Source organism: Bradyrhizobium huanghuaihaiense (genome assembly GCF_007830635.1).
Taxonomy (GTDB): Bacteria; Pseudomonadota; Alphaproteobacteria; order Rhizobiales; family Xanthobacteraceae; genus Bradyrhizobium; species Bradyrhizobium huanghuaihaiense.
On record NZ_VLLA01000058.1, the window covers coordinates 1 to 15,438 of the forward strand.

A 15,438-nucleotide genomic window follows, 5' to 3' on the forward strand; every position below is an offset into this window, starting at 1 on the left:
ACACGCCGGCGGCGCCTTCCAGGAGCTGGTTTTTCCAGATCGTGATCTGGTTCGGATGAACATCAAACAGTTGCGCCAGCTCCGCCAGTGTCTTGCCGCCTTTGACCGCAGCCAAAGCAACCTTCGCCTTGAATGCCGGAGAATGCGTCCGGCGGCTCTTCTTCGTCATCTTCGCTCCTGATTCGCAGCAAGAATCCTCGCCGCTGTCAGGCAGAAAATCCACTCAAGCTACTGTCCGAATTTGCGGGGCCAGCTCTTGTCGACGAGACTCTTATCATGTCGCTGTCCGCGGCGGCCGACGCTTGACCACGTCAGCCGAATTCTTGTCATGCGTGTCCACTGCCAATCGGTGCAATTGTCTACCACACCCACCAACCCTGATCCGTTGTTTGGCAGCGCTGATATGTCCGAAAGTGTGTTTCTTTTCGCCAGCTCTTCGACACTCCACATCACTCTCCATTAACCCGAATGCGCAACATTCTAGGTCTTTCTTCTTGTTCGGAATGGACCCGCGGCTTGCGGGCGGAACAGTGATCGTTCACCTAGCTCTGCACTCAGCCTGGCCTTACCTCATCGGCAGCAACAACCGTGCCAGCCGCATCAGTCGGAATTGTCGAGCTAAATCGGCAGCGTAATTTCCACATGGGCGCAGAATGTTCTGATTCTGACAAACACGGTCCCGCTGACAGAAACCGCATTATGGTCGCTACGCCACCTTGAAAGCAAAAATTCCGACTTCGGTTGCAGGAGGGCAAGAGCCGCAGTCCTTACGGGCACGCAATCGATCAATTGCAATTCGACACTTGCGGATCGCCGGCCTCCTGGTTAGCCAAAGCTCGCGATCGGCTAGGCCTGCTCCGCGAGCCGACGGGTCCATCTATGGGAGAACGAGTTGGGCCGATCGAAGTCGCACCCCCGTGGCTTGTTTTGCGACTAACGCTCGGCGCGCCGACGCGATCCATCGCATCAGTATTCCCAACAATGGATCTTCATGCCACGCGGCCCGGTCAGAGCCCGATGGCCGCGGCATGATCCGGCGTTAGTATCCCCAGCAGCTTCTTGAAGAGCTTTTCAAAGTCCTTCACGGGGAGCCGATGCAAGCTAGTCCAGGCAGGCTGCCCCATGCGGCTCAAGCTTACGGTAAGCGGGCCCTCCCCCGGGCTGCTTCCCCATAACCTTTCATACGGTACTGCCATGAAGCGGAGAGCGGCAATGGCCCATCTCGCCAAAACTCTGCTCCGCAATAAACAACAGGCTCGCCGGCACAGACGCAATGGCCACGGGCTTTCTTCAAGCAATTGGGTCTGGTCAGCTGTTCGACAGCTAGGCTTTCTAGCATAACAGCATCTTTATCCGGACTGGAGCCCGACTCGAACACAAATATCTGGACGAGAAGCATGAGCTGGATTGCCGGTCAGGGGCCTGCCGCACGCCTCAACACCGGACGTTCGAGAACCAGACCGGTGCATCTTATACAAACTGCGCCCGTCTCAGTTCCTGCTCCTGATCTGATCAACTTTTGCATGACGATATTGAAGGCCGACAAAAGGAGACCGGAATGGCCCCATTTGACAACGTCAACCCATCCGAGGCTCGGATGCATAACCTCGATCCACAACAGGAAGAGACGGCGCAAGCAGACTTTGAGCATCGGCTTGGAGAGGCTCAGCCAATCCTCGCATCATTAGCTTCACCCGCGGCTGGATCGAACCCGACGGTAACGGACGGCAACAAGAAAGCGCAAGCTATCCCTGAGAACGAACGGTGCGCGGCTGCATCGTTCGTGAGAACGCGCGGTCAGCTTGCCGCAACGTTGACTTGCGCTAACCTTGCGGAACTCAGAAGAGACATCGAACTCGCTGCGCAAAGATCAGCACAATGGCCAAGAGCGACTGGATCGTCAGCCTATCGCGTCGACAGTGACCGCGTTTACGACGACGTGTTGGCATCGTCATACACGGAGCTGCAGCGCTTTCAAAACCACGCCAGCCACTGCAGGCCACATGTGTTGGACCGTCAAAGCGCGATGGCCCATTTGCGTTCCATGGCGGCTTTGCGTTACGAGCAAGCTCCCTGGAATATCTGGGGAGGCCAACGACTAGATCTGGGCCGCGCAGCGGCAGAGCACATGAGGGGCGATACCAATTCTTCGCCTTTTGTGTCACTGTCCGAGGACGCCTCACTACTGCTCGTTTCGCCGGACGACGACAAGGAGTTTGGCGCCAAAGTCATCGCGGAAAACGCGAATGAGTTGCACACCTACACGGTGCCGAGGGTCACAACTTGGACGGCGGAAGACATCGTCAGTATTCTCGAGGATGGAACCGAAAATGATGAACCCGATCTGGCATGGGTGAGTGCTACCCCAACCGAAGAGCGTGAGGTACTATTTCTGGGTGGGAATCTGGACGACTTTCGGACGGCCAGCGCATCGAATCCGTACAAAAAGTCAGGAGCAAAAGGCTGATGACGCAGGCTCCGGAAAGGGTGATTTGCCTTTTCCGATGCTTGGAAAAGTCGAAAACAGCGTTCATGCTATAATCCTCCGGTCCGTCTGCCCGGCGAGGGGGAGCGTCAACAACGCCGGTCCTGGCTGGATCCGCTTAAATATGATGTTCTCACGAGGGCCGCGGGCAGCGCGTGGACGTAGCGAGATCATCTGGACGTTCAACCGAGAGGTATTGGCTCAGCCCCATACGACGACTGCATGAGCCGCCGATCTTCCACCTCAAAGATCGAATGGAGATCGGCGACATTCATGAGTTAGCTGAGCAACAAGTTCAGGCAACTTGATCCTTCCCTGACGAAAAGACGGCTAGAAAGAGTCTGGCAGTCCTGACGATCGAAAAGATCCGTATCATGCCCGGCGAAGCTGTCCACACGATGGAGGATCAAGTCTACGAAGCGCCCGTCTGCTCTGTGCTCTTCGTTACCAGATGAACTTTGCGCCATCCGGCACTTCGCAGATGAATTCGCCTTGATTCGCGAGTTCGGTGGTCCCGACGACAAGTTTGGAGGCTCGCACCGTCAGCTTGCCTTCGCGGCTAAGGCTATGGCGGATGTACTCGGTCACGGCATGTCCGGAGCTGTCGACCGTTTGATGAGCATTGGCGAAGCTGATGCCGCTCTGGCTGGTCACCCTGAAGGCATTGATGACCAGACCGGCCTGCGTCGCCGACGCAGGTTTGCCACCATCCGCGTTGGTACAGTGGGTCATATCGAGGATGAGCTTCACATTCTTCCCCGCTTGGAGGGCTCTGAGTACTTCAGTGTATTTCGGCGAGGGGTCGTCGGCTCTTGCCGGCGCGCTCGCGGCCGAAAGCAAGGACAACAGGATCGTTAGTCCTCGGCCAGTAACCTTCATATGCTCTTCTCCCTCGATAAGTACCGCCGATTGCGGCCTCCAAGTCGTGATGCTCGCGATGCGTTTGGCTGATTCCAGACAACAAGCGCGCTCGTACAAAGCAGCCTGTCGCAACGACGCGCAAGACGTTGTAATGGCTATTCCGACATCACAACCTCGTATGTTAGGTTTGCGGAAGTGGCTTAGCTTCCCGCGCGTCGACTAGACCGGCTTGATCCAGCGTCGTCCGCTTGGAAACAGCAAACCAAACCGGTTGCGCTGGTCCGCCACAGGCCTCTCGAGCGAGAGAATGTAGTTCTCGCCTCTGCATAAGTAGACGATCTACGAACGCGCCTTTCGCCACCTCAAGCACCGGCTCGTCCATCTTGCTGTGCACGGGCTGTCTGCCTTAGATCACGCGTCCACAATGAAGTGGTGGGCGCGTCCTGGCGTGCCGATCCGAACAATCTCAGGCATCCAATAGCAGCCCAATCGAACACCAATGCCAGGAGGCAAACGGCAGCACCGATTTTGATCCGACGCTTCGCGCGACTTCCTTCCGGCTGGCTGTTCGCCATGCTGACTGACTCAATTCGACTCCGTCAAGAGCTGAAACTAAATGGCGCCCTCTCTGGTCTGTCAGCTTCTCGAAAGCTGCGCCTGCAACAATCTAGGCTGGCATCCGGCACTTCGAAGGGAGAGAGATATGAACGTTGATCCACGAAATGCTGTGGACACTCCCTTTGAGGTTCACAACGTGGTACAGCAGGCGCGCCGCGTCCATGGACAACAGGATGAGCTTGGCGCCGAGAGCAGCGCAACGGCACACAATTCCGAAGATCAAGCAAGCTTCGAGCAGCAGCTGAATGACTTGGATATAGACGACCTCGATTCGGCCTACCCGACGCCGCCTTCACTCTGCTTAGCGGCAAATTCCGCGACTGCCACGTCCTCGTCTGCGCCAGGCGAGGCCGCCTCGGAACCCGGTAGCTGCCCAGCCCCATCATTTGTCAGTGCCCGCGCTCAGCTTGCAGCAACACTGACAGGTGCCAATCTTGAAGTGCTTCGCAATGAGATCGACCTTGCCGTGCAGCAGGCGGCGCGCTGGTCACCGGCGAGCGCACCTAGCATTGACCGAGACGGCGTATTTGACGACGTCGTGAGGTCGTCTTATGTCACACTGCGGCGTTTTCAGAATCAGAATAGTGACTGCAAGCCGCATACGGACGAAAACACAAGCGCCATATTGCATGTTCGCAACACGGCTCGGGATCATTCTTCCATTGGAGATCATCCAGAGCGGTATCCTATTGACCGGGCGCGCCAAGCTGGCTGGCATATGCGCGGCAAGACAACAACATCACCCTTCGTATCGTTGGTCGAAGATCCGGCGAAACTCGCCGTTTCTCGCGATCATTGGGCGAGGGCGATCGCCAACAATGCGAACGCACTGCACACCTACACTGTTCCGAAGCACAGTGTCTGGACGCCAGACGACGTGATGAGCAGCATTGCGCTCAGAATGAATGCTGAAGACTACGACAACATCGATGCGGACGTCGATTTGATGTGCTCACTTGGCAGAACGCCAACGAAAGAGACCGAGCGCCTGTTCTTGGGCGGAAACTTGGAAAGCTACCGCACCGGCAGAGAAGAAAATCCCTATAAGCGCGAGAGCAATGAGTAGATGGTCTCTCGGCCAAACCGTTGGGCTGGTTCGTTGGTTTTCAAGCACCCAAACTCCCAAAAGAAAGACCTTGAAGCGGCGTACCAACTCCGCACACGCAGAACAGCTTAAGCTTATGCGGCGACCGGCGGCCCGATCAACTCGCCGGTCGAGCGGCAGAGCGGTTGGGTCTCCGACAAGATGCACTTCCGGCGACGCGAGGATGTCGGACAATCCTCCTCCTGTGCGCGCTCGTTGGAGCATCCCGGCGCCTTGGACATTGTGAGTTCGAACGACATACGAGCTCACGGCTGGCTGGCGGCTTTGGTGGAGTTACGCCGCTGAACGCGCTGCGTCCCTCTCTGTACTCGGTCTGAAATTGGCCGCGCGGTCAAGCAACAGGTGTTTCGGCCGCGATCGCATCGGGCATTCGCTCCCCGCGATAAGCCGCGCTGTTACAAGACAGCCGATCCGTCACCTGGATGCGTTCCATCAAAACAATCGATTTTGCGGAGCGCGCCTAAGAGGCTCATAGTCGATCGCAATATAAGGAGGCCGCATTCAAGATGACGTCTGGCAATCGATTCTCTCCTCAATCCCTTGCCGAACAACTTGGCTCGAGCGATCGACAGTCTTCACCTCGAACGTTGCTTCCTGTTCATCAAGTGGACGTCCACCTCTCGCCACGGTCTCCCCGCTAAATTGACACGCATGAGGCGGATCGGATCGCCCCGCTCCTGGTGTCATGGCTTACCCCGCTTGCCAAGAGCGCCTGCCTCTTCTGCACTCAATAGCGCTTCTGCGAGACGTTTAATTGGACGGACGAATGCTCACGGCTTTGTACACAGCGAGACGGACCGCCGCGCGCAGTTCGACGGCATGGTCGAACTGTGTCGCCGTTGCCTCACAACGATTCCAAACTGAAGGCACCCCGACAAAGAGCATTCAATTGCACTTGAATCTCACCTCGCGTCAGATTGTAGGATTTCCGACAGTCTCGCGACACAGTCCGCTCGTGTGAACTCTTCCTGACGGGTACCAACAATTGCGAACGTCTCAAAAACTCAATGCTCGGCCGATTCGGTTGATCACACTACCCAACTCCTCCTTTTTAGAGCTTGCATCGTTCATCTGCTCTGTGAGGGCTGGGCGAAGCGCCGTCTTCGCAGGCAGACCTGGATCCAGCGCGCGAGAACAACGCGGGCAGTCTTTGTTTCGCCTATGCCGACGAAAGGCAGAGTTCCTGAGCCGTGCACCCGATCCGACGACATGGAGCCGGCGTCGCCGCCTCAGACAAGGCACGACAGCAATGCCGCACGTAATTTGTCCTTCATTGGCAGCACTAGCTCAGTTGGGACGGAGAACGCCTCGGAAGCGACCGAGCATTGGAACGGTTGACATCTTACTTGGATAACGCCGGCAAACGAGAGGACGTCTGTCCCGAAGGACGCGTTGATCGTTTCGTCGCTTCTCGGCCTTTTACGCCCCATTGGCCGGCACATAGCGCGCGAAGTGTCTTTAGCGCGGAACATTGCAATGCCGCGACTTGACGGCACTACGGCCAACAGCCTCGCAAGACTGACCGCGGATCAAGACGAACTGGGAAGTATTCAATGTCGGTTTCGCAAGCCTGTTCGACGACAAATACAGCTGATCTCGCCCGTGCCTTGCTTTCGCTGGGGCAGTCTCGCGCGATCACTACCGCTAGCATTCGCGCAGCGCATGCAGGCATTGCTATGTGCCGCCCACAGATGCATCAGTGCGCCGCCAGGGCTCTCAACCCCGTAAGTCATCGCAGAGCTCTTGCCAACATAACGGATATGTTGAGCTGCGCCGCCCGCCCAGGCGACCCGCCGCGAGCCGTCACATATCCGATGTCAATGGATGCGCATGCATCGGTCGCCTGCCAACAAGCTCTTGCGGGTCGTCTACGGCTTTTCGAATTCATGCCAGACCGGCAGCATCCAGTCGCCGGATCTCTTGGTCAACCCTAACACGCTCAAGTCTTGCCGAGGACGGACGAGAGGCGATGGATGCGAATTCTCCTGGTTGATCATCATGCGGACTTTGGCCGCGCTGTGAAGGCAACGCTCGTGAATTGCGGGTTCGCGGTGGACGTGACGCCCACGCTGGATGAGGCGTCAGCCGCGCTGGATTGCGCAAACTACCACCTCGTACTGCTGGAGTCCGTCTTGCCGGATGGGGATAGTTTGGACTGGTTGAAGCAGTTGCGGCGCGAAGGACGATCAATGCCGGCAATGATGATGAGCAGTCTCAATGATCTCAGCCGCCGGATCGCGACCTTCAATGCGGGAGCGGATGATTTCCTGCCCAAGCCTGTGTCGATCGACGAACTCATCGCTCGCATGCGGGCCATTTTGCGAAGGTCAACGCAAATGACGGCGCCGGTCGTGACATTCGGGAATCTGCATTTCGATCCGATCGCCAGACAAGTCTCGGTGGGTGGCCGGATCCTGAGGATTGCTCGGCGTGAGGTGTGCATTCTCGAGCATCTGCTCAATCGCGCCGGCCGCACTGTGCCGCGCGCTTCGCTGGAAGATAGCTTGTACGCGTTCGATGACGAGGTTTCGACCAATGCGCTGGAAGTCGGGATTTATCGCTTACGCGCGCATTTGAACCAGGCGGGTGCGACGCTCAGAATCAAGACCGCGCGCGGCGTCGGTTACACTCTTGAACTCGTTGGCACAGCATCGGCTGCCTAGCAGCGTCACTTAAAGGCAACAATCGCTTGAAGGTCCTTAATAATGCCGCCGGCGCTACCCAGCCGCCTGCGATCACCAACCCACAACGCTCTGCCGCTCTCAATCGTCTCTGCTACCTCCTATGCGGATTTGCTTTGCTGTTTCCGCTTGCGGCCTCAGCCGAGACCAAGCGGGACGGCAAAGGAGAGATGCCACGTGCGGCACCCGGCAGCACCACGGGCACGCTCAATATTACCTCGTCACAGGGAAAGACGGTGCATTTGAGCGCACCGGCGGCGACCATTTTTGTCGCCGACCCTGCAATTGCCGATTATCAAGCTCCGTCGAGCAGTACAATTTTCGTGTTCGGCAAAAAGTCCGGGCGGACGAGCCTGTTCGCCCTCAACGAAAACGGCGAGGCTCTTGCCGAGCTGCGTATTGTGGTAACCCAACCACTCGAGGATCTACGGGCCGCGCTCAAGGCCGAGGTCGGCGACTATCCAATTCAGGTCAGCTATACCCCGCGCGGGGCGATCCTTAGCGGTATAGCGCCCAATGCCGATGTCGTTGAGGCTGCGAGGAAGGTCACTGAGCAATTTGTTGGCGCGGGCGCCCCGGTCGTCAACAAGATCCAGGTCGCCGGCTCACTGCAGGTAAATCTCAGCGTGCGCGTAGCAGAAGTCTCCCGCACCGCCGTCAAGGATCTCAACATCAACTTCACCGCCTCGGGCCCAAACGGCGCTTTCCTTGCCACCGGCAAACCGGGAGGGTCCGGCAGGGCTGGCGGCGGCGGCACGATTGGGATCGGGTTTAGCACCGGCAATATCAACCTCAGCGCTGTTCTCGACGCTCTCGCCAGTGAGCACCTCGCCTCAATCCTGGCTGAGCCGAACCTGACGGCAATGTCCGGCGAAGCCGCAAGCTTCCTCGCCGGCGGCGAGTTTCCGATCCCAGTCATGCAGGACAACAGGCAGGTTTCGGTCCAATTCCGGCAGTTCGGCGTGAGCTTGGAATTCGTCCCGACAGTGCTCAGCAACAACCAGATCATTGTCCGTGTGAAGCCCGAAGTCAGCGAACTATCGACCGAAGGCGAAGTCAAGATCAATGGTATGGCGGTTCCTGCCCTCTCGACGCGGCGGGCGAGCACCGTGGTCGAGCTCGCCAGCGGCCAGAGCTTTGCAATCGGCGGCCTCATCAGGCGCAACTTCAACACTGATATCGGCGAGTTTCCCTGGCTCGGCGACGTACCGATCCTTGGTGCGCTTTTTCGCTCTTCATCGTTTCAAAAACGCGAAACCGAGCTAGTTATCGTTGTTACACCTTACATCGTACGGCCGGGATCAAATCCAAGCCAGATAAGTATTCCGACCAACCGCATCGCACCGCCATCAGATGCAGGCCGCATCTTGACGAACACGGTGGCACGGCCGCCTCAAGGCCGCGATGCGCCGCGCGCGAGCGCACCGGGACTGACGGGCAACGCCGGCTTTATCATCGAATGAGGATCGACATATGAACATGCGATATTTGTCCCATTCGATTGTCCTTGCCGCAATATTGGGGGGCTGCGCAAATACTGCGTCGATCCATCCCAATCCTGCCGAACAAGGAGTCCAGGTCGAACAGAAAAAGCGTGTCTTGCTTCTGCAGAGCCTCCATGCCCTCGAAAAGCTTCAGCTGCGTAATTTTATCGCCGACGCAAGTGGTGGCCGGCGGGATGCGCTCCATGTGGATGTCAGCGGCTCCCATAAGCTCATTGCGCAGGTGGCGCACGAAGCACGCGCCATGGGGGTTGTTCCCTCTAACATCCGGCTGTCCGCTTCTCCCCTCAATTTATCGGGCCGTTCCGCCGTCAGGATCGAGGCGATTACGTTTGAAGCGCATCTTCCGAACTGTCCGTCGCTTTTGATCGCAGGACCAGCAGTGGACGACAATTCGTTCGAACCGACTCTTGGTTGCTCGACCAAAAACAACCTGGGAGTGATGGTGAACGATCCGCTCGACCTGGTTGATAATCGGTCTGTCAGCACGGTAAATGGCGATCGCGCCGCCGCTCCTCTTGCTAGTCACTCTACTCTCGCAGCGCGCAACAAGGGCAACGGAGAAGATGGAGCAAGCACGACAGCGCCGGACGCAGCGGGACCAACAACACAGAATGTGCAGCCGCTCCGATAGGCGCTTTAAGCGCTTGTCGGAACCTACTGTGCAGCACCTGGCGCTCAGGCGCACGAGCGATGCTGCAAGGCGCAGAGAAGGCAATTGCGAGCCATCATTTATCCTTTCATTCTACCTTTCCGCTTGGCGATGTCAGGTTTTGGAAAGCAAACGTGAGTAGCGAAATAGCGAGAGAGCGAGCCCTGCGGACTGAACATGGACCGATTCAACACGATCAACCCAGCCGATAAGGCGTCCGCTGCGTCGGATGCCGCCGTGGAACAGCCGGATCAAAAGCATGTGGCGTTTGAGCAGCACCTGGCAGGCGTGCGAGAGGCGGGCCCTGTATATCCGCACGCGGCGCTTCATGATGTCACTGAGGAAGACGATCACCTCATCCAGGCGGCATCGGCCGCTGCTCTCAATGGAGGGCCGCCGCCGAGTGAGACCACCGTCAAAATTTATGATCGTCGGCTTCGCAAATTCGCCGAGGGGCTGAAGAAGTCCGGCAAATCAATTGCTGGGCTCGATGACGATGCCTTACTCGCTAACGCTAGGAAGCTGCTGCCAAACGACAGGGTCATCGCGCCAGCATTGTTAATGATCAGTCGGTACCGCGAGCCCGACGCCAACGCTCGCCCCCTCTCAACACATTATCGTCCTTCCAGGGAAGATGAGGGTCTTATCAGGGATGCCGCCGAGGCAGGTTTTGGTCGACAGATCGGCAGGAAAACGGCCGAGAGCTATGCGAGCGGACTGCGGAAGTTGGCGGTAGCGCTCCGACCCTTGTCCATTGCCGACCTCAGTGATGATAAACTGCTCGGACACGCGGATAGGTTGTTCCCGAAGGACAAGATGCTCATCTCCGCCTTGAATGGCCTTCGGGACTATCGCGCCATTACCCTGCAGACCAATTTAGGCGGAGAAGGAGGCAGTTCGCGCCAGGTCATCCAGCCGTCCACCCCCTCAGCTATGCCGGCCGATGAGCAGCCGATTGGGGACGATGCAGATGAGCGCAGCTCACGGCCGCCGGGGTTCAATGCTCCGCAGGTCTGGCATGGAGTGGGGTTGGCCGTCCATTCGCCTACGGAAAGTGTCGCCCAGGACGTGCTTTTCGATGCTGCAGAAGCCGAGAGCTTCTTGCCGGCGACCATGCTTGGGCCAACGGTCAGTTCAATGGTTCACTCGCCGGTGCAAAGTGTCGATCAGGAGGCGCTTTTCGATGCCGCGGATCGTGCGAACCTTTTGTCGGCGGCGACCTCCAATGCGCCGGTACCTTGGCCAACGATGAGTCCAACCATTCCCTCGCCGGTGCAACGTGTCCCTCGGGACGCGCTTTTCCATGCCGAGGGTCGCGAGAACCTCTTTCGCGCGCTGACCTTCGATGCACTGGTGCCTGGTCCAATGATGAGTTCAATCATCCACTCGCCGGTGCAAAGTGTCCCTCAGGACGCGCTTTTCGATGCAGCGGACCGCGAGAACCTTTTGCCAACGCCGACCTTCGATGCGCTGATGCCTTGGCCAACGATGAGTCCAACCGTTCCCTCGCCAGCGCAGAGTGTTGCTCAAGAAGCGCCTTTCGATGCCCCTGCTTGGCATCCGAGCTTGCGGCAGCCCGATTTCGCCTCTGAAGACCACTCTGGACAGATGATGAACGAAGGCGCTGCGGCGCAGACCACCCTTGAGCAGACGATCGCAGCAGCCAGCGAAGCCTTTGATGCGTCTTTGAGCGTTCCCGAACATTTCTCCCACGGGACTCAGGCCGCGCCGAATATGATGCACAGGCTTCGCCGCTGGGGCCTCTTGCCGGATGCAGCACAGCGGGTAAAGGCCTACGACATTCGAGGTGAGCGCTATATGGCCGTCTTGGGACCGGGAGGGCTCAACGATGTTCAGCTCGTCCATCTGCTGTCGCCCGCTGTCGGCGATACGTTTGATGTTTCTTTCGCCGTTCCCAAGAATTTTTCCCATCGCACCCAGCCGGCCCCCGACGAGATGCTGTCCAAGTTAGGCGAGTGGGACTTCTTGCCTGTTGTGGAACATCCAATCATGAACTTTGAGATCGGCGGCGAACGCTACACGGCCATCTTGGGACCGGAAGGGCCCAAGGACGTTCAGCTCATTCATCACCCTCGGCCCGCTTTGCCGGGCGAAGCTAGGCCTGCGGCACTGAGGACTTCCTCAGATATCTACGGCGGTCTTGCGCCAGGGCTTGATTCGGCGGCTCCGTTCGAATGGAGTAGGGACGCTCCCTCGGCGCTGGCGCCGAACCTTCCTCTGCCGTCTGCCGCACCTGCATCAGGCCATCAGCCAGTCCCGCAAGTGCCTGAACTGGGAGAGTTCTTGGGCGACGGCTGGACGCACGCCTCCCAAGAGGCTTCGCCCGCCGTGATCGACATATTGCAGAATCTAGGCCTTCTGCCGAGCCGGGACGTCCCAATGACCGCTTTTTTTATCCACGGTCAGCTCTACACGGCAGAGAGCCTACCGGGAAGCCGCGTTCTTCTCTTCCATCAGCCACAATTTGGCTGAATGAGGGGCTCGTCGGCACCTCGGACAGCTGCTCAGGCGGACCTAAAACCACGTCTGATCCTCCTTCCGGAGATCTTAGAAGCACGCTTCAACGATGCCGGGCGGTGAGCAAATCCGACCTTTCCAGTGCCACCATGATCTCAAGCAGCTATCGATCAAGTAAGCATTCGGCAGCACCGCACTCTGCAGAGCAAGAGAGGCGCGGTCGAGTAGCTCAGCCATTTGGCTTTCGCCCTCACAGATCCGGGCGGGCGGATTTCCCGCACCCGGCTCTTCCCGAGGGTAACCCGCGTCATATCCGCGCCTGCGCCCAAGTGCGAGTGATGCGTGGAACGGGCAGAGGGAAGCGTGCCGTCAGGGTGTCGAACTCCGACCAGCCCATGCGCCGACTTTTCTGGCTGCGTCGTCTCAGACAACGTAGCCAGATCCGACGCACTTCGCGGTAGAAGCCGTTGAGCGCTGGATAATTGTGCGGCCTGCCATAGTAGCCGTAGTGCCCGCGCAGTGCGGCGGCGAACCGCTCGTGCTGCGTGGCCAGTGGCGCGTGCATGAGCCGCCAGGCGTCCTGGCGCAACGCCGTCAGCTTGCGCGTCAGGCGTTTCCCTTCCGTCTTGTGCTTCACGATGAACCGGCCATCTCGGGTCCGCCCGCAGTAGTGGGTGAAGCCGAGGAAGGCGAAGGTCTCTGGTCGCCGCTCGCCGCGCCGCTGACGCGAGACGGCCGCGAACCGGCCAAACTCGATCAGCCGCGTCTTGCCCTCATGAAGCATCAGGCCAAAGCTGGCCAGCCGCACCTTGAGGGCCAAGAGCATTTCCTGGCGCATCTGCCTTGCTCTCGAAGCCCATGACGAAGTCGTCCGCATAGCGCACGGTCACGACGCGACCGCGGGCATGACGACGACGCCATTGGTGGGCCGCAGCCACAGCTCGAGGAGCCGTAGGATGCGAGGATCGGCGATCCTGTGCGCCACCATCCGCAACAGCCACTCGTGGTCGACCGAGTCGAAGAAGCTGCGTATGTCGGCATCGAGCACCCAGTTCACACGCTGGCTCATGATCGCCGTATGCAAGGCATCAAGCGCCATATGAGGATTCCGCCCCGGCCGGAAGCCGTAGGAGAACCCAAGGAAGTCGGCCTCATAGACGGCGCTCAACACCTCGGCCACCGCGCTTTGGACGATCTTGTCCTCGAGCGCCGGCACACCGAGAGGCCGCTTACCGCCATCGGCTTTGGGGATGTAGACTCGCCGCACCGGCTGTGGCCGGTAGCGACCAGTGTGGACCCGTCCGCAGAGGTCGCGGATGTTATCCGTGAGCCCCTCTTCGTACTTCGCCATCGTTACCCCATCGACCCCCGCGCTGGCCTGCCGCTTTTGTCGTCGAAACGCCCGAAGCAGAGCGTCCTCGTCGATGTGGTGCAGCAAGGCCGTGAACCGGGTTTGGGCAGCCCGCTTGGCCGCCGCGTTCACCCGATCGAGGTTCGGCGGCAAGGCAACCCGGCTCTGTGTCCGGACCCTGGCCTTCTCGCGCGGGCTCCCCTCGGGCTGGCCCCTTCCCTCCATACGTCTCGTTTCCTTCGACGACTTCACAGGTACTATGGACCAGTCCGACTCCCGACCTCAGCTCGGACCGCGGCTCTGGCAGTGCCTCGCCGCTGTCCCCCACTGGAGACCAATCCAGTGGACCCGATCGGGCCTCTCATGTTCCGATGATTGCCTTCCATGCGTGATGCGGCCATCGACCCCGACGGAGCGGCATCGTCTCGCATAACGACGATGCTCATGCTGCCTTCGTGACTAGGGAACACACTCGGCCTCCGGCTGATGGCGCTGGTGGTCGAAGGCATGACCGGCGCGGCATGTGCAGTGAGATCGGCGACAACGTGAAGGCCTTCCTCAACCGCCCGCTCTAGGGCGATCGGCCCTATCTGTGGATCGGCCACGTACGTGAAGCTGCGTCAGCAGGGGCGCATCGTCTCGGTCGCGGTGACCATCGCGTCGAGTTAACAGCGACGGCCGGCGTGAGGCGCTCGGCATTGACGTCGGCCCATCCGAAGCCGAGACGTTCTGGGCCGCGCTCCTGCGCAAGCTCGTCCGCCGCGGCCTGCGGGGCTACGGGCTCGTCGTCTCCGATACTCATGAGGGATCACGGCCACGGTCGGCGAAGTTCTCAACGCCACTAGCGCTGCCGCGTCCACTTCATGCGCAATGCGCTGGCACGTGCCGGCAAGAGCGCACGGCGCCTCGTCTCCGCCTTCATCGCCACGGTGTGCGCCCAGGACGATGCCGAGGACGCGCGGGCGTAATGGCGCTGCGTCGCCGACCAGCTCCGCTCCCCTGCCAAAGCGCGGCGCCTTCCTTGCAGCGCCGGATCCGCTACTGACGGGCAATGCACGGCGGCGGGCAGGAACTCATCTTCCGTCAGACCTCCGGCTCTTGCGATTGATTTGATACGCAAGCGGCTGACCGCTGGCGTTGTCACGTGACGATCTCCTTCATCCCGCTAATCCCGAATCTTTTTCGATTCGCCTGTGCGATGTAGTGCGCGGGCTTCTTCGCCATGTTTCTGAACTTGGCCACTCTAGAATCAGAAATGCCGTCAGTTGCGAGTTCCTTGCGTGCAATGAAAATTCAGATCGAAGCCCGTAGCACGAGTAAGTACGCGGCAACGGGCGGTGCTCCCGCCGCTCTTCGTAAATATGAATGTGAGAGCTGGCCCCGCAAATTCGGACAGTAGCTTGAGTGGATTTTCTGCCTGACAGCGGCGAGGATTCTTGCTGCGAATCAGGAGCGAAGATGACGAAGAAGAGCCGCCGGACGCATTCTCCGGCATTCAAGGCGAAGGTTGCTTTGGCTGCGGTCAAAGGAGACAAGACACTGGCGGAGCTGGCGCAACTGTTTGATGTTCATCCGAACCAGATCACGATCTGGAAAAACCAGCTCCTGGAAGGCGCCGCCGGCGTGTTTGGGCATGACAAGACATCGGCCGAGACGCCGGTCGATTTGAAGGCGTTGCATGCCAAGATCGGCGAGCTGGCGTTGG

11 protein-coding genes and 1 pseudogene are annotated in these 15,438 nt (G+C 59.1%); 8 read left to right on the plus strand and 4 right to left on the minus strand.

Translation table 11 applies throughout. The features are described 5' to 3' along the window. On the minus strand, positions 1-169 hold a 169-nt coding region (locus IQ16_RS43445; protein ID WP_145832228.1), incomplete at its 3' end, for a transposase. A gap of 1,389 nt (positions 170-1,558) precedes the next feature. Here IQ16_RS43445 and IQ16_RS43460 point away from each other — a divergent pair. Then, positions 1,559-2,467, plus strand: coding sequence for a hypothetical protein (locus IQ16_RS43460; RefSeq protein WP_014497924.1), 909 nt, complete (start codon positions 1,559-1,561; stop codon positions 2,465-2,467). 462 nt (positions 2,468-2,929) lie between these two features. Here IQ16_RS43460 and IQ16_RS43465 read toward each other — a convergent pair whose 3' ends face one another. Then, complete coding sequence (locus IQ16_RS43465; protein ID WP_011084653.1) at positions 2,930-3,364, minus strand: VirK family protein; 435 nt, start codon at positions 3,362-3,364, stop codon at positions 2,930-2,932. Between the two features lie 685 nt (positions 3,365-4,049). Here IQ16_RS43465 and IQ16_RS43470 point away from each other — a divergent pair. The 5 genes from IQ16_RS43470 to IQ16_RS43500 all read left to right on the plus strand — a co-directional run bounded on the left by IQ16_RS43470 (position 4,050) and on the right by IQ16_RS43500 (position 12,397). Further along, a complete protein-coding gene (locus IQ16_RS43470) occupies positions 4,050-5,030 on the plus strand; it encodes a hypothetical protein (protein WP_014497925.1) in 981 nt (326 codons plus the stop codon). Positions 5,031-7,042: 2,012 nt separating this feature from the next. Continuing rightward, positions 7,043-7,732 (plus strand): response regulator, encoded by a 690-nt coding sequence (locus IQ16_RS43485; protein WP_011084649.1) that lies wholly within the window; start codon positions 7,043-7,045, stop codon positions 7,730-7,732. A 26-nt stretch (positions 7,733-7,758) separates the two neighbouring features. Continuing rightward, positions 7,759-9,213 (plus strand): type II and III secretion system protein family protein, encoded by a 1,455-nt coding sequence (locus IQ16_RS43490; protein WP_018647881.1) that lies wholly within the window; start codon positions 7,759-7,761, stop codon positions 9,211-9,213. Between the two features lie 10 nt (positions 9,214-9,223). Next, positions 9,224-9,886, plus strand: a complete 663-nt coding sequence (locus IQ16_RS43495) for a CpaD family pilus assembly lipoprotein (RefSeq protein WP_011084647.1) — start codon at positions 9,224-9,226, stop codon at positions 9,884-9,886. A gap of 195 nt (positions 9,887-10,081) precedes the next feature. Next, the gene (locus IQ16_RS43500; protein WP_018647880.1) at positions 10,082-12,397 is read left to right on the plus strand and encodes a hypothetical protein; all 2,316 of its coding nucleotides are present in this window, start codon (positions 10,082-10,084) and stop codon (positions 12,395-12,397) included. A 292-nt stretch (positions 12,398-12,689) separates the two neighbouring features. Here the strand turns inward: IQ16_RS43500 and IQ16_RS47140 are convergent, their stop codons facing one another. Both IQ16_RS47140 and IQ16_RS47145 read right to left on the minus strand, forming a co-directional pair. Beyond that, the gene (locus tag IQ16_RS47140) at positions 12,690-13,220 is read right to left on the minus strand and encodes an RNA-dependent RNA polymerase family protein (RefSeq protein WP_223153746.1); all 531 of its coding nucleotides are present in this window, start codon (positions 13,218-13,220) and stop codon (positions 12,690-12,692) included. A 48-nt stretch (positions 13,221-13,268) separates the two neighbouring features. Beyond that, positions 13,269-13,886 carry a reverse transcriptase domain-containing protein gene (locus tag IQ16_RS47145; RefSeq protein ID WP_223153747.1) on the minus strand — a complete coding sequence of 206 codons (618 nt, stop codon included), beginning with the start codon at positions 13,884-13,886 and terminating at the stop codon, positions 13,269-13,271. Positions 13,887-14,257: 371 nt separating this feature from the next. Between IQ16_RS47145 and IQ16_RS43510 the strand changes: the two are divergent. After that, positions 14,258-14,698, plus strand: a pseudogene (locus tag IQ16_RS43510) (transposase); the annotation flags it as partial. 493 nt (positions 14,699-15,191) lie between these two features. After that, the coding region (locus IQ16_RS43515; protein WP_028180173.1) for an IS3 family transposase at positions 15,192-15,438 on the plus strand (247 nt) is incomplete at its 3' end.